The 21,125-nt window shown below is 68.8% G+C and carries 21 protein-coding genes and 2 tRNA genes; 17 read left to right on the top strand and 6 right to left on the bottom strand.

Annotation, left to right across the window (positions count from 1 at the left end):
- Positions 1–9: 9 nt before the first annotated feature.
- Positions 10–103: transfer RNA gene (locus VFV19_19455), tRNA-Ser, on the bottom strand.
- A 119-nt stretch (positions 104–222) separates the two neighbouring features.
- Here VFV19_19455 and VFV19_19450 point away from each other — a divergent pair.
- The 4 genes from VFV19_19450 (at position 223) to VFV19_19435 (ending at position 3,220) form a co-directional block, all read left to right on the top strand.
- Entirely contained in the window at positions 223–1,260 is a 1,038-nt protein-coding gene (locus VFV19_19450; GenBank protein HEX4826483.1) for a tetratricopeptide repeat protein, read from the top strand.
- Entirely contained in the window at positions 1,257–2,000 is a 744-nt protein-coding gene (locus VFV19_19445) for a class I SAM-dependent methyltransferase (protein ID HEX4826482.1), read from the top strand. Before VFV19_19450 ends, VFV19_19445 begins: the two co-directional genes overlap by 4 nt.
- A 21-nt stretch (positions 2,001–2,021) precedes the next feature.
- Positions 2,022–2,789 carry a hypothetical protein gene (locus VFV19_19440; protein ID HEX4826481.1) on the top strand — a complete coding sequence of 256 codons (768 nt, stop codon included), beginning with the start codon at positions 2,022–2,024 and terminating at the stop codon, positions 2,787–2,789.
- Between the two features lie 62 nt (positions 2,790–2,851).
- Positions 2,852–3,220 (top strand): hypothetical protein, encoded by a 369-nt coding sequence (locus tag VFV19_19435; protein HEX4826480.1) that lies wholly within the window; start codon positions 2,852–2,854, stop codon positions 3,218–3,220.
- On the opposite strand, the gene VFV19_19430 is transcribed toward VFV19_19435, so the two are convergent.
- The 3 genes from VFV19_19430 to serS form a co-directional block, all read right to left on the bottom strand.
- Positions 3,221–3,310, bottom strand: a tRNA-Ser gene (locus VFV19_19430). It abuts the gene before it with no gap.
- A gap of 86 nt (positions 3,311–3,396) precedes the next feature.
- Positions 3,397–3,909 carry a hypothetical protein gene (locus VFV19_19425; protein ID HEX4826479.1) on the bottom strand — a complete coding sequence of 171 codons (513 nt, stop codon included), beginning with the start codon at positions 3,907–3,909 and terminating at the stop codon, positions 3,397–3,399.
- A 302-nt stretch (positions 3,910–4,211) separates the two neighbouring features.
- Positions 4,212–5,507: a serine--tRNA ligase gene (gene serS / locus VFV19_19420; protein ID HEX4826478.1), complete on the bottom strand. Its 1,296-nt coding sequence runs from the start codon at positions 5,505–5,507 to the stop codon at positions 4,212–4,214.
- 83 nt (positions 5,508–5,590) lie between these two features.
- Here serS and murA point away from each other — a divergent pair, with 83 nt between their 5' ends.
- Genes murA through VFV19_19355 form a run of 13 tightly spaced genes read left to right on the top strand, consistent with a single transcriptional unit; the run spans position 5,591 to position 19,505 of the window.
- Positions 5,591–6,844, top strand: a complete 1,254-nt coding sequence (gene murA / locus VFV19_19415) for a UDP-N-acetylglucosamine 1-carboxyvinyltransferase (GenBank protein ID HEX4826477.1) — start codon at positions 5,591–5,593, stop codon at positions 6,842–6,844.
- Positions 6,841–7,185: a histidine triad nucleotide-binding protein gene (locus tag VFV19_19410; GenBank protein ID HEX4826476.1), complete on the top strand. Its 345-nt coding sequence runs from the start codon at positions 6,841–6,843 to the stop codon at positions 7,183–7,185. The genes murA and VFV19_19410 overlap by 4 nt, the downstream gene beginning before the upstream one ends.
- Positions 7,186–8,520, top strand: coding sequence for a 4-alpha-glucanotransferase (gene malQ, locus VFV19_19405; protein HEX4826475.1), 1,335 nt, complete (start codon positions 7,186–7,188; stop codon positions 8,518–8,520).
- 42 nt (positions 8,521–8,562) lie between these two features.
- Positions 8,563–9,744 (top strand): acetyl-CoA C-acetyltransferase, encoded by a 1,182-nt coding sequence (locus VFV19_19400; protein ID HEX4826474.1) that lies wholly within the window; start codon positions 8,563–8,565, stop codon positions 9,742–9,744.
- Positions 9,741–10,616, top strand: a complete 876-nt coding sequence (locus VFV19_19395; GenBank protein ID HEX4826473.1) for a 3-hydroxybutyryl-CoA dehydrogenase — start codon at positions 9,741–9,743, stop codon at positions 10,614–10,616. Before VFV19_19400 ends, VFV19_19395 begins: the two co-directional genes overlap by 4 nt.
- A gap of 23 nt (positions 10,617–10,639) precedes the next feature.
- On the top strand, positions 10,640–11,002 hold the full coding sequence (locus VFV19_19390) for an NUDIX domain-containing protein (protein ID HEX4826472.1): 363 nt from the start codon (positions 10,640–10,642) through the stop codon (positions 11,000–11,002).
- Positions 10,999–11,904, top strand: coding sequence for an RluA family pseudouridine synthase (locus tag VFV19_19385; protein ID HEX4826471.1), 906 nt, complete (start codon positions 10,999–11,001; stop codon positions 11,902–11,904). The genes VFV19_19390 and VFV19_19385 overlap by 4 nt, the downstream gene beginning before the upstream one ends.
- Positions 11,901–14,024: a serine/threonine-protein kinase gene (locus tag VFV19_19380; GenBank protein HEX4826470.1), complete on the top strand. Its 2,124-nt coding sequence runs from the start codon at positions 11,901–11,903 to the stop codon at positions 14,022–14,024. Before VFV19_19385 ends, VFV19_19380 begins: the two co-directional genes overlap by 4 nt.
- A 32-nt stretch (positions 14,025–14,056) precedes the next feature.
- Positions 14,057–16,948, top strand: coding sequence for a DEAD/DEAH box helicase (locus VFV19_19375; GenBank protein ID HEX4826469.1), 2,892 nt, complete (start codon positions 14,057–14,059; stop codon positions 16,946–16,948).
- A complete protein-coding gene (locus VFV19_19370) occupies positions 16,939–17,580 on the top strand; it encodes a DUF1684 domain-containing protein (protein HEX4826468.1) in 642 nt (213 codons plus the stop codon). Before VFV19_19375 ends, VFV19_19370 begins: the two co-directional genes overlap by 10 nt.
- A complete protein-coding gene (locus VFV19_19365) occupies positions 17,573–18,088 on the top strand; it encodes a shikimate kinase (GenBank protein HEX4826467.1) in 516 nt (171 codons plus the stop codon). The genes VFV19_19370 and VFV19_19365 overlap by 8 nt, the downstream gene beginning before the upstream one ends.
- 60 nt (positions 18,089–18,148) lie before the next feature.
- A complete protein-coding gene (locus tag VFV19_19360) occupies positions 18,149–18,427 on the top strand; it encodes an HU family DNA-binding protein (protein HEX4826466.1) in 279 nt (92 codons plus the stop codon).
- Between the two features lie 10 nt (positions 18,428–18,437).
- Positions 18,438–19,505 carry a M23 family metallopeptidase gene (locus VFV19_19355; GenBank protein ID HEX4826465.1) on the top strand — a complete coding sequence of 356 codons (1,068 nt, stop codon included), beginning with the start codon at positions 18,438–18,440 and terminating at the stop codon, positions 19,503–19,505.
- On the opposite strand, the gene purD is transcribed toward VFV19_19355, so the two are convergent.
- The gene (gene purD / locus VFV19_19350) at positions 19,468–20,769 is read right to left on the bottom strand and encodes a phosphoribosylamine--glycine ligase (GenBank protein HEX4826464.1); all 1,302 of its coding nucleotides are present in this window, start codon (positions 20,767–20,769) and stop codon (positions 19,468–19,470) included. The two genes, VFV19_19355 and purD, sit on opposite strands and share 38 nt — an antisense overlap.
- 7 nt (positions 20,770–20,776) lie before the next feature.
- Positions 20,777–21,079 carry a zinc ribbon domain-containing protein gene (locus VFV19_19345; GenBank protein ID HEX4826463.1) on the bottom strand — a complete coding sequence of 101 codons (303 nt, stop codon included), beginning with the start codon at positions 21,077–21,079 and terminating at the stop codon, positions 20,777–20,779.
- Between the last annotated feature and the right edge of the window lie 46 nt (positions 21,080–21,125).

Raw genomic sequence — 21,125 nt, 5'->3', positions numbered from 1 at the left:
TCCCCTGATTGGCGGTGAGGGAGGGATTCGAACCCTCGGAACGGGTGTAAGCCCGTTCAACGGTTTAGCAAACCGTCCCGTTCAGCCACTCCGGCACCTCACCGGAGACGTGTCCCCATCAAGAAAGCCGATGAAGCGGGGGATTCTACTCCAGACGTCAAACCCGCCTTCGAGGTTAGGATCCGCTCGATGATGCGCCGAGTTGCCGGACCAATCCTCGCCGTGATCGCCGCGGCGATACCTCCGGCGCGGGCGGGGGAGACGAATCCCAAGCCCAAGGGTCCAGGCCCGACGGACTTCTTCAAGATCGAGGAAAAGTCGGATGTCGAATACGACGCAAAGCTGACGTCGGCGCTGAAGAACATGGGGCCGGAGGAGTTTGCGGACGCCTTCTGGCCGGAGCACTCGAAAGGCCTCGTGCACCCCTACATCAGGAGAGCGGGCGGAGCCGTGTCGCTCATCGAGCTTCCCGTCCCACCGGCGGAGGCCGCCGCTCTGGAGGCTGCAGACTCGGCCTACGAAAAGAAGGACTACCAGGCTGCGCGCGAGGACTACTTCGAAGTCCTGAGAAAATTCCCCGACAGCTATCTCGCCCATCTCCATCTCGGTGACACGTACTCCGGCCTTGGCGAACGCGAGAAGGCGCTCTCCGAGTACCGCCAAGCGATCAAGCTCAACCCTGACGACCACGCCGGATACACCTCGGTGGGACGTGAGCTCGCCAGGCTCGGCAAGAAGGACGACGCGATCGCAGCATGGACACGCGCCCTCGCGCTGCGGCCGCACGACGAGTCGACCCTGGCCCTCGCAGCGGAGTTTGGGATCGCGCGGCACGCCCCGGCATTTCGACCGAAGGCCTACGTTCGTAAGGAGAACGACGTCATCGTGAGTTATGTGCCGGGAGATGCTCCGGGGGAGGAATACGCGCACTGGTATCGCTGGGCGGCCTGCAAAGCGGTTTGGCTGGGAGAACCCGAGTACGCCGCCGCGCACCGAAGCACAAAGAAGGGTTGGACCGGGGAAGAAGACATCGAGTGCATGCTCAATCTCCTGGTGGCGTACAAGGTTCACCTCGAGCACGGCAACGGAAAAGGCACGGACCCCGAGCTCGACCGGCTCCTTCCCCTTCTCGACGACTTGCTCTTGAGGGAGTTCGTGGTCTACGAAATTGGTGCGCGTTACTCTCCCGATATCGTGCTGATGCTTCGCAATCCCAAGCTCGACATGGACGCCTACGTTCGCAAGTACGTGCTCCATTGAACCAGCGCTCGGACTCGTACGAAGGCATCTCCCGGCACTACGACGCCCACGGCTGGGATTGGTGGGCCGGGACACGCGGCGGCCGGCTGATTGGTCTCCTGAAGGAAAACGGTATTGCTTCTTCAGCCGCGATCCTCGATGCCGGGTGCGGAACGGGAACGCTCGCGCTGCACCTCGCCGCAGCCGGCTACCGCGTGACCGGCGTGGATCTCTCGCCGGCGATGATCGAGGCGGCGAAGGCGAAGGACCGGAAAAACGAGGTCACCTGGACGACGGGCGATCTGACCGCGCTGGATCTCGGGGCGACGTTCGACGGGGTCGTGAGCGTCTGCGACGTGCTCAACCATCTCGATCATCTCGATCAATGGGAGAAGGCTTTCGCGTCGATGCGTCGCCATCTCCGTCCGGGAGGACTCGCCGTCGTCGACGCGATCACGTGCATGGGACTGACGATGCTCGAGAGCCAGAGCGTGCAGGAGCGCGATGGGAAGACGCTGATCCTCGCGTGCATCTGGGAGCCGTCGTCGCGGCGCTCGACGCTCAAGATCGTCTCGTTCGCGCCGAGCGGCACGAGCGGTCTCTTCGAGCGCCGGGTCGCGACGATCACGGAATGGGGGCAATCGGTCGAGGAGATCATCGAGCGCGCGCGCCGCGGCGGCTTCGCGAGCGTCGAGCGTGTCTGGCCCACCGCCTCCGATCCGGAGCAGGAGGAACGGCTCACGCTCATAGCGCGCGCCTGAGGTCGCCCAGATAATCGAAGGATGCTCCGTCGTGTCGCGCTGCTCGTGATCGCCATCGCCTCGTGGCGCTCGATCGCAGCGGAGCCGGTCGCGGTGCGCCATGTCGAAGGTCTCGTCCACGGCTTCCTCGTTCTCCGCGACCTCGACGGCAAGGCGATCGCCGACGGCGATCTCGTCCAGGTCGCGAAGGGGCATCGCGTCACGACGAGGCTGAGCTTCCGCTTCAGGGACGGCTCGCTTCACGAGGAGACAGCGGTCTGGAGCGAGAACGGTCACTTCCAGCTGATCAGCGACCATCTCGTCCAGAAGGGCCCGACCTTCCCACGGAGCGTCGATCTCTCGATCGACGCGGCGAACGGCAAAGCCGAAGTCCACTACACCGACGGTGACGGGAAACCGAAGACCGATTCAGATCACTTCAAGACGTCTCCGGATCTCGCGAACGGTCTTGTCCTCGCGATGCTCAAGAACGTCGGCCCCGAGACACCGCTCAAGTCGTTCTCGTACGTGACGGCGTCACCTAAGCCGATGATGGTGACGCTCCAGGTCTCGACCGTCGGCCGCGAGAAGTTCACCACGGGTGATCTCGCCCGCACGGCGATCCATTACGTCCTCAAGGTCGACATCCCGGGGATCAAGGGAGCGCTCGCGCCGATCGTCGGCAAGCAGCCGCCCGATCTTCACGTGTGGATCCTCGACGACAACGCGCCGGCGTTCCTGAAGGCCGAGCTCCCGCTCTACTTCGGCGGGCCGATCTGGCGGATCGAGCTGGCGAGTCCGAAGTGGTAGCCGGACATTGAAGTAGCGCTCAGTCCGGCAGTACGATTCCGACAGCATCACAGAGGTAACCCATGAGATTGATCGGAATCGGCTTGGTCGCTTTCGCGATCTCTGTCGCACCGGCGCTGGCTCTCTCGCCGGATGACGCTAAGGCCGCGGCATCGAAATTTGCCACGCTGGCCGGCGCATCGAAATTTGAAGAAGCCGCGCAGCTCCTGGTCGGCGACGACGCCGCGAACGTCAAGTTTCTCAAAGGCTACTGGGGAAAGGTCACTGATGCGGCCGGGGCGTTCGTGGCCGCGCATCAGGCTGAGGTGAAGGGACCTGACGCTCAGCGCAAAGTGAGAATCGACCTGGAGTTCCAGAGCGGATCGCACTACATGATCCTCGAGTTCACGGACGACAAGATCTCGAAGTTCACGGTGATGGATCTGCTGTAGTGGCGGAGGGGGCGGGATTCGAACCCGCGGCGCCCTCGCGGGCGCGGCCGCTTTCAAGGCGGCTGGATTAAACCACTCTCCCACCCCTCCGAATGCCAGGCTATGAGGCGGAAGTCGCGGCGAGTGTAGCAGTTGCCGCGGAGGCAAATTCGGCGGTGTGGCGCCCGTGCGGGGGGTTATTCAGGTAGCGGACCGGGCGGTGTGTCCGTTTCGCCGGAGGCGTAGGGGAGCCAGTCTTGCGAGAGCGTTTGTCGCTTCTCTTTGCCGTGGACCATTGCGGCGTTCGGCGTCGCACTATCAGAGTCGATTACCCACTTCCCCTCCTGCTGGGCATACGTCACACGGTAAGGCGTCAGCTCGACATAGATCTCTCCCGCACGATCGCCGAAGGACCGCCCGTAGATCTCGATGGTCCCGACGAACGGTGACACGAGGCTGTCGGTTCGCCTTAGATCAATTGCGTAGCGCGTCAACATCCCGTCGAAGCCGCCGATCACCATGATGCGACCAACGAGCATTCCACTTCTACGTCCGGCTCTCGTCAGGAGCGAAGAGAACTCGCTCTGGATCCGCGGTGCCTCCTTCGCAGCGAACGCCTTGAAATCCGCGAGAATCGCCGCGTCGTCTGCCGCTACGCAAAGCGTCGAGAACGCGACGATTGCGAGCGCAATCAGAATGCGAACTCTCATGTTGCTCCCCGGCCCCTTTCGTGGCAGTCCTCAAGTACGCGACAGACGTCTGCGTCCGCCACCACCGACCTCGTGCGATCCTTCGGATGCTGTCGGACTGGGCGCGGGTCGTCGATCACGTGCTCGCCGGACGTGGAAGTTCTGACGTCTTCATCGTGACCTCTGCTCCGTCGCTCAGGTACTGACGGGGTTTCCAAGCTGGTCGGATTCTACTGTCCTCCCCGGACAGTTCGGATGAGAAAAGCCCGGTGTGAGAAGTGCCGGGCTTTCAACGTGTCCGATGCGATTTCAAGGCGGCTGGATTAAACCACTCTCCCACCCCTCCCGGGGGCGATGCGCTCCATGCCGTCCATGAACGGACGCAGCTTCGGCGGGACCGTGACGGAGCCGTCGGCTTCCTGGTAGTTCTCGAGGATCGCGACGAGCGTTCGTCCCACCGCGAGGCCGGAGCCGTTCAGCGTGTGAACGAACTCGGCCTTGGCGCCTTCCTTCGGGCGGAACTTGATGTTCGCGCGGCGCGCCTGGTAGGCCTCGAAGTTCGAGCACGAGGAGATCTCGCGGTAGACGTTTTGCGAGGGGAGCCAGACCTCGATGTCGTAGGTCTTCGCGGAGGCGTTGCCGAGGTCGCCGCCGCAGAGCGCGACGGTGCGGTGGGGGAGGTCGAGGCGCTGGAGCACGACCTCCGCATCTTTCGTGAGCTGCTCGAGGGCGGCGTAGCTGTCGTCGGGCTTCGCGAAGCGGACGAGCTCGACCTTGTCGAACTGGTGCTGGCGGATCAGGCCGCGCACGTCTTTGCCGTACGAGCCGGCTTCGCTGCGGAAGCACGGCGTGTAGGCGCAGTAGGCGATCGGCAGGGCGTCGGCGTCCAGGATTTCTTCGGCGTGGATGTTCGTCACGGGCACTTCGGCCGTCGGGACGAGGTAGTAGTTTCCGGGCTCGACCTTGAAGAGGTCTTCCTCGAACTTGGGGAGCTGGCCGGTGCCGAAGAGCGACTTCGCGTTGACGATGAACGGCGGCAGCACCTCGGTGTAGCCGTGCTCCCTCGTGTGCAGGTCGAGCATGAAGTTGATGAGCGCGCGCTCGAGCCGGGCACCGGGGCCGGTGAGAAGGGCGAAGCGAGCGCCGGTCATCTTCGCGGCGCGCTCGAAGTCGAGGATGCCGAGGGCGGCACCGAGGTCCCAGTGCGCCTGCGGCGTGAAGTCGAACTTTCTCGGCGTGCCCCACGTGCGGACGACGGCGTTGTCGTTCTCGGTCGCGCCTTCAGGGACGCTGGAGTGCGGGATGTTCGGCAGGCGCTTCATCAGCTCGGCGAGCGCCTCCTCGACCTTCGTTCCCTCGGCCTCGAGCGTGGCGACCTTCTCGCCGACCGCCTTCATCTCGGCGCGCAGCGCCGCTGCGTCGCCGCCGCTCTTCATGATCTGTCCGATCTCTTTCGAGCTCTCGTTGCGCTTCCGCTTCAGGCCCTCGATCTCGACGAGGAGGGCGCGGCGCTTCGCGTCGAGCGCCTGGAGCTCGTCGAGCGCGGGCACCTGGCCGCGCTTCTTGAGGCCTTGGGCGACCAGGTCGGGCCGCTCCCTGAGGAGATGAAGGTCGAGCATCGCTCGGGGGCTCCGTGCACGGGGAAATCGGGCCGTGCAAGCGGGAATTCTAGCAAGTCGCGATGCTATGATCCGCGCCTTCGATGGACAAGCTCAGAATCGTCGGCGGACGCAGCCTCGCCGGGCGTGTCCAGGTGGCCGGGGCGAAGAACGCGGCCCTCCCGGCCCTCGCGGCGACGCTCCTCACCGATCAACCGGTCGAGGTCGCCAACCTCCCGCGCGTGCGCGACGTCCGCACGATGCTCCGCGTGCTCGAGCAGCTCGGGGCGGACGTTTCCGACGGCGGCGGCGGGACGGCGACCGTCCATGTCCGGAAGCTGCAATCGTTCGAGGCGCCGTACGATCTCGTCAAGACGATGCGGGCGTCGGTCCTCGTGCTCGGCCCGCTCGTCGCGCGCTACGGCAAGGCGCGGGTGTCGCTCCCCGGAGGCTGCGCGATCGGCGAGCGCCCGATCAACCTCCACATCGACGGCCTCCAGAAGATGGGGGCGTCGATCACGATCGAGCACGGTTATGTGGAGGCGCAGGCGTACCGGCTTCATGGCGCCGCGATCACCTTTCCGTTCAAGACCGTCACCGGGACCGAGAACCTGATGATGGCGGCGACGCTCGCCGAAGGGACGACGCATCTCAGTAACTGCGCGCGGGAGCCCGAGATCGTCGACCTCGCCGACCTCTTGAACGCGATGGGGGCGGAGGTCAAGGGCGCGGGGAGCGGCGACATCGTCGTCGAGGGCGGGAGGCCGCTCCACGGCGCGACGCACCGCGTGATCCCCGATCGCATCGAGGCGTCGACCTACTTGTGCGCCGGTGCGCTCGTCGGCGAGTCGGTCGAGGTCGCGGGCGCCCGGGCCGACCACCTCGAGGCGGTGCTCCAACAGCTCGACGCCGCCGGGGTGCGGGTCGAGCCGGCCGGCGACGCCCTGCGCGTCAAGCGCCCCGAGCGCCTCGTCGCGCGCGACCTCAGAACGAGCCCGCATCCAGGATTCCCCACCGACATGCAGGCGCAGTACATGACGCTCATGACGCAGGCGACGGGCGCTGCGCTCATCGCCGAGACGATCTTCGAGCGCCGCTTCATGCACGTCGGGGAGCTGCAGCGCATGGGCGCCGACATCCGGATCGACGGCCGCTCGGCGGTGGTGGTGGGGCCGACGCGCCTCACCGGCGCGCAGGTCATGGCGACCGATCTCCGCGCCTCGGCATGCCTCGTCCTCGCCGGCCTCGCCGCCAATGGCGCGACGGTCGTCGATCGCGCCTACCATCTCGACCGCGGGTACGAGTCGATGGAGACGAAGCTCTCGGCTCTCGGCGCGTCGATCGAGAGGATCCGATGACGACGTCATGCATCTTCTGCCGCATCGCGGCCAAGGAGGTCCCGTCGACCGTCGTCCACGAGGACGACGAGGTCGTCGCCTTCCGCGACCTCGACCCGCAGGCTCCGACGCACGTCCTCGTGATCCCGAAGCGGCACATCGTTTCTCTCGATCACGGAACGGCGGAAGACGCGCATCTCCTGGGACGCCTGATGCTCGTCGCGAAGGAGGTCGCCGCGAAGGAGGGCCGAGCGAACGGCTACCGCGTCGTGACGAACGTCGGCCCCGCAGCCGGGCAGACGGTCCTCCATTTCCATCTCCACGTCCTCGGCGGCAGGCCGATGACCTGGCCTCCCGGATAGATGGAGCGCCGCGCCGGCGTCCTCGTCCACCCCACGTCGCTCGCCAAGGGCGATGGATCGCTCGCCGAACCGGTCCGCTCGTTCCTCGCGTGGGCGCAGGAAGCCGGCGCCGGCGTCTGGCAGGTGCTGCCGCTCGGACCGCCGGGGCCTGGCGGCTCGCCTTACAACACGCTCTCCGCGTTCGCGGGCGACCCCGGCTGGTTCGGCGATCAGGCGTCGGTCGACGCCGAGCGGCTCGCCGCCTTCGAGCGCGAGCACGCGTTCTGGCTCGACGACTGGAGCCTCTTCGCCGCGCTCAAGGAGCGCCACCCCGGCGTGCCGTGGATGGCGTGGCCGGCGGAGATCCGGCGGCGCGAGCCCGCAGCGCTCGACGCGGCGCGCGGGGAGCTCGGGGACGCGATCGCGCGCCACCGGCGCCTCCAGTATGTCTTCTTCGCGCAGTGGCGGGCCCTCCGCGAGGAGGCGAAAGGGCGCGGGATCGCGATCCTCGGCGACGTGCCGATCTACATGGCGCAGGACTCGGCGGACGTGTGGGCGCACCAGGATCTCTTCATGCTCGACGCCGAGGGCGCGCCGCTTCGCGTCGCCGGCGTTCCGCCCGATTACTTCTCGTCGACGGGACAGCTCTGGGGGAATCCGCTCTATCGATGGGATCGTGCGCGCGAGACCGGCTACGCGTGGTGGATCGCGCGCCTCCGTCACGGGCTCGCCCTCCACGACGCGCTCCGGCTCGATCACTTCCGCGGGTTCGCGGGCTACTGGTCGGTGCCCGCCTCGGCCAAGACGGCGGCCGACGGCGCGTGGGAGACCGGGCCCGGCCTCTCGCTCTTCGAGGCGGCCCGCGCCGCGCTCGGATCGATGCCGTTCGTCGCCGAGGACCTCGGCGTGATCACGGAGGACGTCGTCGAGCTCCGCCGCGCCCTCGGCCTTCCGGGGATGCGCGTGCTCCAGTTCGGCTTCGACGATCCGGCGTCCGAGCATGCGCCTCACCGCCTCGTCAAGGACACCGTCGTCTACACCGGCACGCACGACAACGACACGGCGCGCGGGTGGCTCATGGCGCAGGACGAGCGCGCGCGGCGGCGCGTGCTCGACTACGTGGGCGGGACGGCGGACGAGATCGCGTGGACGCTCGTCCGCGTCGCGATGACCTCGGTCGCCGATCTCGCGATCGTCCCGCTCCAGGACCTCCTCGGTCTCGAGTCGGCCGCGCGCATGAACACTCCCGGCATCGTCGACGGCAACTGGCGCTGGCGCGCCGCCGACGGAGCGCTCACGGCCGATTTGGCCGCTCGCTTCCGGCGCCTCGCCGAGATCTCCGGCCGCCTGGCCTGACGAGCACCGGCTGCTAGAATTTCGCGCTCCAGGAGGTCCTTCATGGACAACCCCGTCCTCGTGAGCGCCGTTCGCACGCCCATCGGCAGGTTCTTGGGCGCCCTCTCCTCGATTCCCGCGACGCGCCTCGGCGCCATCGCGGTACGCGAAGCGGTCGCGCGGGCGGGCCTTTCGCCCGAGCAGGTCGACGAAGTGATCATGGGGAACGTCGTCGGCGCGGGGCTCGGCCAGAACCCCGCGCGCCAGGCGGCGATCTTCGGCGGGATCCCGGACACCGTGCCGGCGCTCACCGTCAACAAGGTGTGCGGGTCGGGATTGAAGGCGGTCGTCCTCGCGGCGCAAGCGGTGAAGTGCGGCGACGCGGAGATCGTCGTCGCGGGCGGCATGGAGTCGATGTCGAACACGCCGTACCTGCTCAAGAACGCGCGCGCCGGCTTCCGCATGGGCAACCAGACCGTCCTCGACGCGATGATCCACGACGGACTGTGGGACGCGTACAACGACTACCACATGGGGAACACCGGCGAGGTCGTCGCGGAGCGTTGGAAGGTGACGCGCGCCGACCAGGACCAGTGGGCGCTCGAGAGCCACCAGAAGGCGGTCGCGGCGATCGACGCGGGGATGTTCAAGCGCGAGATCGTCCCGGTCGAGGTCCCCGGGAAGAAGGGCGCGACGATCGTCGACACCGACGAGGGCCCGCGCCGCGATTCGACGATCGAGGCGCTCCGCGCGCTCAAGCCGGCGTTCAAGAAGGATGGCACCGTGACCGCAGGGAACGCGCCCGGCGTGAACGACGGCGCCTCGGCGGTGGTCGTCACGTCGAAGGCGACGGCGAAGAAGCTCGGCCTGACGCCGCGCGCGGAGATCGTCGCCTACGCGTCGTCGGGGCTCGCGCCGGAGCTCGTGATGATGGCGCCCGAGAAAGCGGTCCGCATGCTCTGGGAGAAGACCGGCTGGACGGCGGACGCCGTCGACCTCTACGAGTTCAACGAGGCGTTCTCGGTGCAGCAGGTCGCGCTCCAGCGCGTGCTCGAATTGAACCCGAAGAAGCACAACGTGCGCGGCGGCGCGGTTGCGCTCGGGCATCCGATCGGCGCCTCGGGGGCCAGGATCCTGACGACGCTCCTGCACGCGCTCGAGGATCGCAAGGAAGAGAAGGGGATCGCGGCGCTGTGCCTCGGCGGCGGAAACGCCGTCGGCATGGCGATCAGGAGGCTCTCATGAAGATCGAACGGCTCGGCGTCATCGGCGCCGGACAGATGGGGAACGGGATCGCGCACGTCGCCGCGGCGGCGGGGATCGCGGTCACCATGCGCGACATCGAGGAACGCTTCGTCCAGAAGGGCCTCGAGACGATCGCGAAGAACCTCCAGCGCGGCGTGGACAAGGGGAAGATGACCGGCGCCGAGAAGGACGCGACACTCGAGAAGATCTCCGGCACGACGCGGCTCGAGGATCTCGCCGACTGCGACTTCGTCGTCGAGGCGGCGGTCGAGAAGCTCGACGTCAAGCTCGAGCTCTTCGGGGCGCTCGACAAGATCGTGAAGCCCAAGGCGATCCTCGCGACGAACACCTCGTCGCTCCCCATCACGCGCATCGCGGCGGCGACGAAGCGTCCGGAGAAGGTGATCGGGATGCACTTCATGAACCCGGTGCCGGTCATGAAGCTCGTCGAGGTCATCCGCGGCCTCCAGACGACCGACGAGACCGCCGCGACGACGAAGGTCCTCGCCGAGACGATGGGCAAGACGCCGGTCTTCTGCCGTGATTTCCCGGGCTTCGTCAGCAACCGCGTCCTCATGCCGCTCATCAACGAGGCGATCTTCTGCCTCCACGAGGGTGTCGCCGACGCCGCGTCGATCGACACGATCATGAAGCTCGGCATGAACCACCCGATGGGCCCGCTCACGCTTGCGGATTTCATCGGGCTCGACACCTGCCTCTATATCCTCGAGGTGCTCCACGAGGGGCTCGGCGAGGCCAAGTACCGGCCGTGCCCGCTCCTCCGGAAGTACGTCGAGGCGGGCTGGCTCGGCAAGAAGAGCGGCCGGGGTTTCTACGATTACACGACCGCCGGAGCCGGAGCGTCGGCCTGATCCTCGACATCGCGCTCGCCGTCGTGAGGCGCGGCCGGTCGGTGCTCGTCGCGCGGCGCGCCGAGGACGTCCATCAGGGCGGCGCCTGGGAGTTTCCCGGCGGCAAGGTCGAAGAGGGCGAGGAGCCCGAGGCGGCGGCGCTTCGTGAGCTCGAGGAAGAGACCGGGCTCCAGGCGAAGGCTGCCGAGCCCCTCTTGATGTTCGTCCACGACTACCCCGATCGCCGCCTCCGCTTCCACGTCTTCCTCGTCGACGATCCCGGCGGTGAGCCACGCGTCGACGGCGGCAGGCCGTACGCGTGGGCCGACCCCGCCTCGCTCGACGCGCTCGGCATGCCCGAGGCGAACCGCGCGATCCTGAAAGCGCTGCGCTGGCGAATCGCGTGAGCGAGCCGCAGACGGTCTTCGCCGTCGGCGAGCGTGACCGGGGGAAGCGCCTCGACCTCTTCATGCACGAGCGCATCCCGGGCCTCTCGCGCGCACGCATCCAGCGCGCGATCGAGGAGCGCGTGATTCTGTCGTGGGGGGTGAGGCCTCGGGCATCGACACCCGTGCGTCCCGGCGGCGAGGTGCGCATCGGCTATACGCCGATCGTCGAGGAGCTGCTCGATCTCGAGATTCCGGTGCTCGCGCGCGGAGACGGCTGGCTCGCGGTCGACAAGCCGGCGGGGATTCCGGTCCATCCGGTGAACACGGTCCGCGAGAACACGATCATTCGCATGCTGCGCCGTCAGGAAGGCTGCGAGGAGCTGCGTCTCGTCCACCGTCTCGACCGCGAGACGTCGGGCGTCCTCCTCGTCGCAGAAGACGCGGGGGCCGCGAGCACGCTTGCGACCGCGTTCGAGCGCGGCGAGGTCCACAAGGAGTACGTCGCGATCGTGACGGGCGAGATCGAAGGCGACGAGGGGACGATCGATCGTCCGATCGGCGAAGTCGAAGGGCGCAAGGTGTTCGTGCGCCGCTCGGTGGTCGAAGGCGGCGAGCGCGCGGTGACGCGGTGGCGCGTGGAGCGCCGGCTCGGCGGCGCGACACTGCTGCGCCTGTTCCCGGAGACCGGACGCCGCCATCAGCTCCGCGTCCATCTCGAGGCGATCGGACACGCGATCGTCGGAGACATCCTCTACGGGCGGCCCGATGCGGACTATCTCGATCTCGTCCGTGGGGTCCGGGACGCGCGGCGCGACGAGGGTGGCCCGACGCGCCATCTCCTGCACTGCGCACGCATCGTCGTCGGCGCGATCGATCTCACGGCGCCGCTCCCGGACGACGTATCTTCTCGCTCGCGATGACGCGCGACATCGGGCCTCCCTCCGCGATCGGCACGTTCTCGATCGTCCGCGAGATCGGGCGGGGCGGGATGGGGGTCGTGTACGAGGCCGCCGAGACGGAGACCGGGCGCCGTGTCGCGCTCAAGGTCGTGCGCGGCGAGCAGTTCGTCGACGAAGCCGTGCTGCGCCTCTTCCGGCGTGAGGTCCAAGCGCTGGCACGGCTCGAGCACGCCGGGATCGCGAGCCTCTACGCCTCGGGACGCACCGACGACGGATTCCACTACTTCGCCATGGAGCTCGCGTTCGGCGAGGCGCTCGACGCCTGGCTCGCATCGAGGCCCGATCCGCCTTCGCGTGAGGAGATCGAGAAACGCCTCGGGCTCTTCCTCGAGATCGCGGACGCCGTCGCGTACGCGCATCAACGAGGCGTCCTCCACCGCGATCTGAAGCCGTCGAACCTGGTCGTGACGATCGACGGGCACGTCAAGGTCCTCGACTTCGGCCTCGCCCGGATCACCGACGTCGACCTCGTGCGGGCCACGCAGGCGACCGAGCTCGGCACGCTCCGCGGGACACTCGCCTACATGAGCCCCGAGCAGCTCGCCGGCGATCCCGACCGCGTCGACGCGCGCGCCGACGTCTATGCGCTCGGCATCGTCCTCCACGAGATGCTCGTGAAGGCGCACCCGTTCGATCTCGAGGAGGTCCCGGCGTTCGACGTGCCGCGCGTGCTGCGCGACGAGCCGCCCCGTGCGCTCCGGAGCCTGTGGAAGGCACCGTGGCGGCTCGATCCCGATCTCGCGACGATCGTCGGCACGGCGCTCGAGAAGGACCCCGACCGCCGCTACGGCTCGGTCTCGGCGCTCGCGGACGACCTGCGCCGGTTCCGCGCGGGCCAGCCGGTCCTCGCACGCACGCCGAGCGCGGCCTACCAGCTCCGGAAACTCGTCGTCCGGCACAAGGTGCCGTTCGCGGCGCTCGCCCTCGTCGTCGTGCTCCTCGCGGGATTCGGCATCGCGATGACGGTGGTCGCTCGAAACCTGGTCGCCGAGCGGAACCGCGCGAACCAGGAGGCACGCGCGGCACAGCGGGGCGCGAAGGTCCTCTCCGAGCTCGTGCGCGCGGACCTGACGTTCGGGATCTATTCCGACCGCGTGCTCGATCCGCAAGCGGTCGAGCGGCTCGTCTCGTCCCTCGAGACACGCTGGCCGGATCGACCGGAAGCGACGGTGAGCCTGCTCGAGCACGTCGGCGCCGCGCTCGCGACCGCGAGCCTCTACGACCCGGCGATCCGGTGTCTCACGCGCGCCGTCGAGATCCGGAAGGACGTTCTGCGCGACCCGGATTGGGAGGCCTCCGCGCGCACGATCAGCCTTGGCGAATACCTCGTGATCGCAGGACGGCTTCGCGAGGCCGAGGCGATCTTCGCGTCGGCGGCCGCTCGGGCGCGCTCGCGTCCCGACACGCGGCACGACGATCTCGGCTACATCCTGGAGAACCTGGGCTGCGTGCGGCGGGACCTCGGCAAGCTCGACGACGCGGAGGCGCTGATCCGGGAAGCACTGGCCCTGTACGGATCGTCGAAGCCGAACTGGCTTCCGTACGTCGCCTCCGCCCACGACAGCCTGGGAACCCTCTACCTCATTCGCGGGGATCTCGAGCGCGCGGAGGCGGAGCAGCGGGAGGCGCTGCGTCTGCGAAACGCCTATCAGCCTACCGACATCAACCACATCCGCGGCGTCTACATGCTCGGTCTCGTTCTCGTGAGACGAGGGCGGACCGCGGAAGCCGCGCCGCTCCTGGAGGAAGCGCTCGAAAGCCGGACGATCTTGTTCGGTGACTCGAGCGCCGACGTCGCTCCGGTCCAGGACGCGCTCGGGGAGATGTACCTGGCCGACGGGAAGCTCGAGCGTGCCGAGGAGGCATTGACGAAGTCGCTCGCGGCGTTCGATGCGAGCCTTCCTCCGGACAACCCCGCCCGCGCCGCCGCGCTCGTCCACCTCGCCGAGCTCCGGCGCCGGCAGGCGCGGACCGCGGAGGCCAAGGAAGCATTCGAGAAAGCGCTCGGCATCCGCGAGCGTGTCCTCGGGGACGAGCACCCCGACACGGTGCGGACCCGCGAGGCGCTCGCCGGGCTATAATCCGCGGCCCGGCCTCCTCCCGCGAGCCCCACATGAATCCGGTCGTCCGCCGCATCCTGGAGCATCCGCTCCTCGGCCCCAAGGTCGCCCATCATCGACGTCTCGACGGATCCGAACCCCGGTACGCGGCGACGGAGCGCCCGCTTCCCCGGGAGATCGAGGAGGCCCATCGTGCGCTCGGCGCCGAGAGGCTCTACGCGCACCAGGCGGCGGCGCTCGATGCCGCGCGCGCGGGGGAGAACGTGCTCGTCGCGACGCCGACGGCGTCGGGCAAGTCGCTCGTCTTCGCGCTCCCCGCGATCGAGGCCGCGCTCGGCGACCCGCCGGGGACGTCGCTCTTTCTCTACCCCACGAAGGCACTCGCGCAGGACCAGCTCGCTACGCTCCGCGCGCTCGCCGCGGCGACCGGACGCCTCCGCCCGCCGACCTTCGAGATCTACGACGGCGACACGCCCGACGGCATGCGCCGCAAGATCAAGCAAGACCCGCCCGACGTCCTCATCACGAACCCCGACATGCTCCATGCGGGGATCCTCCCGTACCACGCCGACTGGGCGCCGTTCCTCGCGCGCCTCCGCTACGTGGTGCTCGACGAGCTCCACGTCTACCGCGGCGTTTTCGGCGCCCACGTCCACCACATCGTGCGGAGACTGCGGCGCCTCGCCGCGCTCCACGGGGCGTCGCCGTCGTTCGTCGCGGCGTCGGCGACGATCGGGCGCGCCGACGAGTTCGCGGCGTCGCTCGCGGGGGTGCCGTTCCGCCTCGTCGACCGATCGGGCGCGCCTTCGGCCGCGCGGGACGTGATCGTCGTCAATCCGGTCACCGTCTCGCCCTACACGGCCGCGGTGCGCGCGGTCGTCGCCGCGGCGCGGGAAGGAGCGCGGACGATCGCGTTCACGAAGGCGAGGCGCGTCACGGAGCTGCTCCACACGTGGATCGCGCAGGAGGCCCCCGAGCTCCGCCGCCACGTCGCCCCGTATCGCGCGGGCTACCTTCCCGAGGAGCGGCGCGCGATCGAGAAGAAGCTCTACTCCGGCGAGCTGCTCGCCGTCCTCTCGACGAGCGCGCTCGAGTTGGGCATCGACGTGGGCGGGCTGGACGTCTGCGTGCTCGTCGGCTATCCGGGCTCGCGCACGTCGACGTGGCAGCGCATCGGCCGGGTCGGGCGTGAAGGGCGCGACGCGCTCGTCATCCTCATCGCGCTGCCCGACGCGCTCGATCAGTACCTGGTCGCGCATCCCGACGAGCTCTTCGACGGCGCGTTCGAGCGAGCGGTCCTCGATCCATGGAACCCGGTCGTCGCCGGCGCGCACCTCGTGTGCGCGGCGGCCGAAGAAGCGCTGACCTCGACGGAGGTCGATGCGCTCGATCCGCGCGGCCGCGACCTCGTCCGGGACCTGACGGCGGCCGGCCGGCTCGCCAAGGATGCGGAAGGGCGGCGCTACGTTTCCTACCGGAGGCGCCCGCAGCGCGAGATCAGCCCGCGCAGCGCCGGTGCGCCCTACGCCATCCTCGAAGCGGGGCGCGGGCGCATGCTCGGTACGATCGACGCGATGCGCGTCTGGCACGAATGTCATCCGGGCGCGATCTACCTGCACGCCGGCCAGTCGTACGTGATCGACGCCCTCGAGGCGGAGCACAAGCGCGTGATCGCGCGATCGGTGCGCGCGGACTACTACACCGTCGTCCTCGGCGAGAAGGAGACGGAGATCCTCGACCGGCTGGAGGAGCGCGCGCTGCCGGTTCCCGGCGGCGCGATCTCCGTCGGTTTCGGCCGCCTGAAGGTGACCGTCCGCATTCGCGAGTATCAGAAGAAGCGCCTCTTCGGCGGCGAGGCGATCGCGACCTATCCGCTCGACGCACCGCCTTTGATGTACGAGACGACCGGTCTATGGATCGAGATCCCCCCGGCGCTCGCCACGGCGTTCGCCGCCGACGGTCTGCACTTCATGGGAGGGCTCCACGCCGCCGAGCACGCCGCGATCGGGCTCTTCCCGCTGCTCGCGATCGCCGACCGTGGCGACGTCGGCGGGATCTCCTACACGATGCACCCGCAGATCGGGGGGCCTGCGATCTTCCTCTACGACGGAGTGCCGGGAGGCGCGGGGCTCGCCGAGCGCGCCTTCCGCGACCTCGAGACCCTCCTCGCCAAGACGCGCGAGGCGATCGCCGCGTGCCCGTGCGACGCCGGCTGCCCCGCCTGCATCCAGTCACCGAAGTGCGGGAACGGCAACAAGCCCCTCGACAAGGCCGGGGCGACACGTCTCCTCGCGATCGTGCTCGGGGACGAGGCCGTCGACCTCGACGATACGTCGGTGCCCGTTCCGGTCGCTCCGCCGATCAAGAAGCACGGGATCACGCGCGCCGTCCCCACGCCGGCCGTCTCGGGCGATCGCGTGCTCGTCTTCGATCTCGAGACCCAGCGCAGCGCCGACGAGGTCGGCGGCTGGAACCACGTCGCGAAGATGGGGCTCGCTCTCGCCGTCGTCTTCGATGCCGCAGCGCGGTGCTACCGGACCTATTACGAAACCGACGTCGAGCGGCTTCTCCTCGACCTCGCCTTCGCCGATCGTGTGATCGGATTCAACATCGACCGGTTCGATCTCGCGGTCCTCTCGGGGTACACCGATCGCGACCTCGGACGCATCCGGACGCTCGACCTGCTCGGCGTCATCCATGACTGCGTCGGCTTCCGCGTCTCGCTGGGCCACCTCTCGGAGGTCAACCTCGGCGAGTCGAAGGCGGGGGACGGCCTCCAGAGCCTGCAGTGGTGGAAGCAGGGGCGCATCGACCTCATCGAGCAGTACTGCAGGAAGGACGTCGACGTGACGCGACGCCTCTGGGAGATGGGCCGTGCGCAGGGTTACCTCCTGCACCGGGACAAGTTGGGACGGACCCTCAGGATTCCGACGGCGTGGTCGTGAGGCGCTTCCTCGTCGCCGCCGTTCTCCTGTGCGCGGCCTGTGGCGCGAGCGACCCGTCGGTCATGACGCCGGTGCCGCCGCCCGCGTCGTGGGCAAGGGACATCGCCACCGATCGCCTCGCCAAGGACGAGACGTTCCGGACCGACGCGGACTCGCCGCTGCCGAAGGCGGCGCGCAGCGCGTTCAAGGGGCTCCCGTACTACCCGCTCGATCCGTCGTGGCGCTACGGCGGGATGCTCGAGCCGTACGAACACCCCGAGCGGATGACGATCGTCACGACGACCGGCGAGGCGCGGCCGTGCGAGCGGTGGGGCCGCGTGCGGTTCGAGCGCGACGGCCGCGTGCTCATGCTCCAGGTCTACCGTCTCCTCGATCTCCCGGCGCGTCCGGGGGGCGCCGGCCTCTTCCTCCCCTTCAAGGACGTGACGAGCGGCAAGGAAACGTACGCCGCGGGACGCTACGTCGATCTCGAAGGGGACGAGGGCGGGCCGTACACGCTCGACTTCAATCGTGCGTACGACCCGTCGTGCGCGTACGGCGAGCCCGAGCGTTTCCAGTGCCCGCGGACGCCGGACGAGAACACGCTCGACGTCGCGGTCGCTGCGGGGGAGCGTGGCCCTGCGCATGAGTGATCGCGCGATCTACCTCGTGGGATTCATGGCGGCGGGGAAGTCGACGGTGGGACGCGCGCTCGCTCACGATCTCGGCTGGGAGTTCGCCGACACCGACGCGATCGTCGAGCGCGAGCGCGGAACGACGATCGAGACGATCTTCCGCACCGAGGGCGAAGGCGCGTTCCGCGAGGCGGAATGGCGCGCGCTCCTCTCGCTCGAAGGTCGCAGCAGGCTCGTCGTCGCGACCGGCGGCGGACTCTTCCTCGGCGCTCCGCATCGCGCGTTCATCCGCGCGAACGGCGTCTCGTGCTGGCTCGATCTCCCGCTCGAGGTGGCGCGGGCGCGCGTCGACGATCCGTCGTCCCGTCCTCTCCTGGCGCTCGCGGATGCGCTCGATCGCCGCGCGTTCTTCGAGCGCCGCCGCGCCGCTTACGCGCTCGCCGACGTTCATGTCGATGCGTCATCCGGAACGGCGTCCGAGGTCGCGCGCGCGGTCGACGCACGACGGAGATCGTTTTTGTATTGATTTTTTCTAGCAAAAGTGCATACTGCGGTTCGTGTTTTCCCACCTTTGGAGGATGTTTCGATGACGAAGACCGAGTTGATCCAGGCCCTGTCCGAAGCGGCAGGCTCCGATCGCAAGAGCGCGAAGATGTTCCTCGAGGGGCTGACGACGGTCGTCGAGAAGACGATCAAGAAGGGCGGCGAGGTCCCCATGAAGGGCCTCGGCAAGTTCAAGGTCGTCAAGCGCAAGGCGCGGATGGGCCGTAACCCGGCGACGGGCGAAGCCATCAAGATTCCGGCCAAGACCGTCGTTCGCTTCACGGTCGCCAAGGCTCTCAAGGACCTCATCAAGAAGAAGTAAGCGTTCTCACGTGCGGCTCGTTTTCACCGCGGCCGCCGTCACGACCGCTCTTGCGATCCCCGGCCTCGCTGGGGCCGGGGATCCGCAACTCCAATTCGAAATACGACCGAAGGTGCCGGTCGTCATCGATTCCGGCGGGCGCCGCGATACGCTCCTGGCGCTCGACGTCCACAACCCTTCCGACCGTCCGACACGCATCGAAGGCCTGCGCCTCCTCTATTTGGAGGGGACGTCCGTCGTCAAGACGGTCGACGATGCGAGCGCCCTCTTCGTCGATGCCGGACTCCTCTCCGATCCCAAGATCGACGCCGGCGAGGCCCAGTCGTGGGCGGGGATCTGCTTGGCGCCGCCGACGGCGGCGACCGACCGCGTTCGCTTCGAGATGCGTCTCGTCCAGCGGCGCGGACTCCACGCCGTTCGCGCGACGCAGGCGCTCGACGTTCCGCTGGCGGCGCCCGAGGTTCTGCCGTCGATCCTCGTTCCGGTGCGCGGGGCGTGGCGCGTGACGCAAGGGCACGCCTGCGGCACGAGCCATCGGATGTCGCCGCTCGGCAGCGAGTTCGCCTGGGACCTGGCGGCGGTCGACGCGACCTCCAGTCGCGACGTCGTCGCCCCGGTGGCGGGACGCGTCGCCTTCGCCGTCGGCGACGTCGAGGACAATGCGGCCGGCGGCGAGATCCGCGCGAAGAGCTACTCGTCCGCCCTCCGGCACCCGCTCTGGTTCTTCGGGAACTACGTGGTGATCGACGCCGGCACGAGCTTCGTTCTCCTCGCTCACCTCCGGAAGGGATCGCTCGCGGTGAAGGCCGGCGACACGGTGCGCGCCGGCGACGTCGTGGGCTATGTCGGCAACAGCGGGAACACGAGCGCGCCCCACCTCCACGTCCAGGTCATGAATCGTGCCGACCCCAGCGACCCCGACGTCGCGGGCGTGCCGGCGAGGTTCCGCGACTACGTCGAGGCGACGGCGCGCGTCGACGGCAAGGAGCGCGAGTCGGTCGTCCGGAAGGTCGCGGCCGGCGACCCGCCCGAGGGATCGGTCATCCTCTCGGTGGCCGAAGCGGCGCCGTCTCGCTGATCGCGTCGGCGGCGATGTCCGTGCGGTGCAGCTCCAGGTCCCAGCGAATGCGGGCCACCGCTTCGTAGGCGCGATCGCGCGCGCCGGCGATGGTGTCGCCGAGGGCGGTGACGCCGAGCACGCGGCCGCCCGCCGTGACGACGCGCCCCATGTCGTCGATCTCGGTCCCGGCGTGGAAGACGGCGACGTCCGCGAGGCTCGCCGCCTCGTCCAGCCCTTCGATCGGAGAGCCCTTCGCGTAGCCGCCGGGATAGCCGCCCGCCGCCATGACGACGCACACCGCCGCCCGCTCGGAGAAGCGCGCCCGCATCCCGCGGAGCTCTCCGCGCGCCGCGGCGGCGAGCAGCTCGAGCCAGTCGCCGTCGAGGCGCGGCACGAGGACCTGGGTTTCCGGATCGCCGAACCGCGCGTTGAACTCGAGCACCTTGGGGCCGGAGGCGGTGAGCATGAGCCCGATGAAGAGCACGCCGTGAAACGGCGCGCCCTCCTCCGCGAGGCCGCGGATCGTCGGGATCGAGATCCGCTCGCGCACCTCGGAAGCCGTCCGCTCGTCGATCCACACCGAGGGCGAGTACGTTCCCATGCCGCCGGTGTTCGGACCGCGGTCGCCGTCGCCGGCGCGCTTGTAGTCCTGGCACGCGGCGAGCTCGAGCGTCGTCGTGCCGTCGGCGAGCACGAAGCACGAGGCCTCGCGCCCCGAGAGCATTTCCTCGACGACGACCCGGCGGCCCGCTTCTCCGAACGCGTGGCCGGAGAGCATCTCCGCGGCGGCGGCGATCGCGGTCGCCGGGTCCTGGGCGATCACGACGCCCTTGCCCGCGGCGAGACCGTCGGCTTTGACGACGAGCGGATACGCCGCACCCGCGAGATATCGCCTCGCCTCGTCCGCATCGTCGAAGATGTGGAACCCGGCGGTCGGGATCCCGTGGCGCGCCATGAGCTCCTTCGCGAACGCCTTGCTCCCCTCGATACGCGCCGCGGCGGCCGACGGACCGAATACGTCGAGCCCGGCATCGCGCAGTCGATCGGCGAGGCCGCCGCACAGCGGCGCTTCGGGTCCGATCACGACGAGGTCGTAGCGCTCGGCGATCGCGTGCGCGGCGAGGGCGGGTACGTCGTCGGCCGCGATCGGGATCCGGCGCGCGAGACGGCCGATCCCGGCGTTGCCGGGCGCGGCCGAGAGCGAGGTCAGCCTCGGGCTACGCGCGAGCGCCCACGCGAGCGCGGCCTCACGACCGCCTCCGCCCACGAGGAGGACGTTCATCGAACGATCAGTGGCAGCCGCAGGTGCCGGAGCCGCAGCCGCCCGAGGCCGCCTTCTTGCCCTCGGGCTTGTCGCCGCCGCCGTCCTTCGACCCGCCGGAGCTTCCGCCTTCATTCCCGGAGCTCGACTTGCCGCCGCCGTAACCTTCGGAGTACCAGCCGCCGCCCTTGAGCTGGAACGCGGTGCGCGAGATCAGCTTCTCGAGCTTGCCGCCGCAGAACTCGCACTCGGTCAGCGGCGCGTCGCTGAGCTTCTGGAGCGCCTCGACGGTGCGGCCGCACGACTGGCACCGGTACTCGTAGATCGGCATGACGTGGGGATTGTGGGATTCCGAGCCGGGGCTGTCAAGAAAGCCC

This window comes from Candidatus Polarisedimenticolaceae bacterium, assembly GCA_036275915.1.
Taxonomy (GTDB): Bacteria; Acidobacteriota; Polarisedimenticolia; order Polarisedimenticolales; family DASRJG01; genus DASRJG01.
The sequence above is the reverse complement of the archived record's forward strand: the minus strand, read 5'-3'. Positions and strand labels throughout refer to the sequence as shown.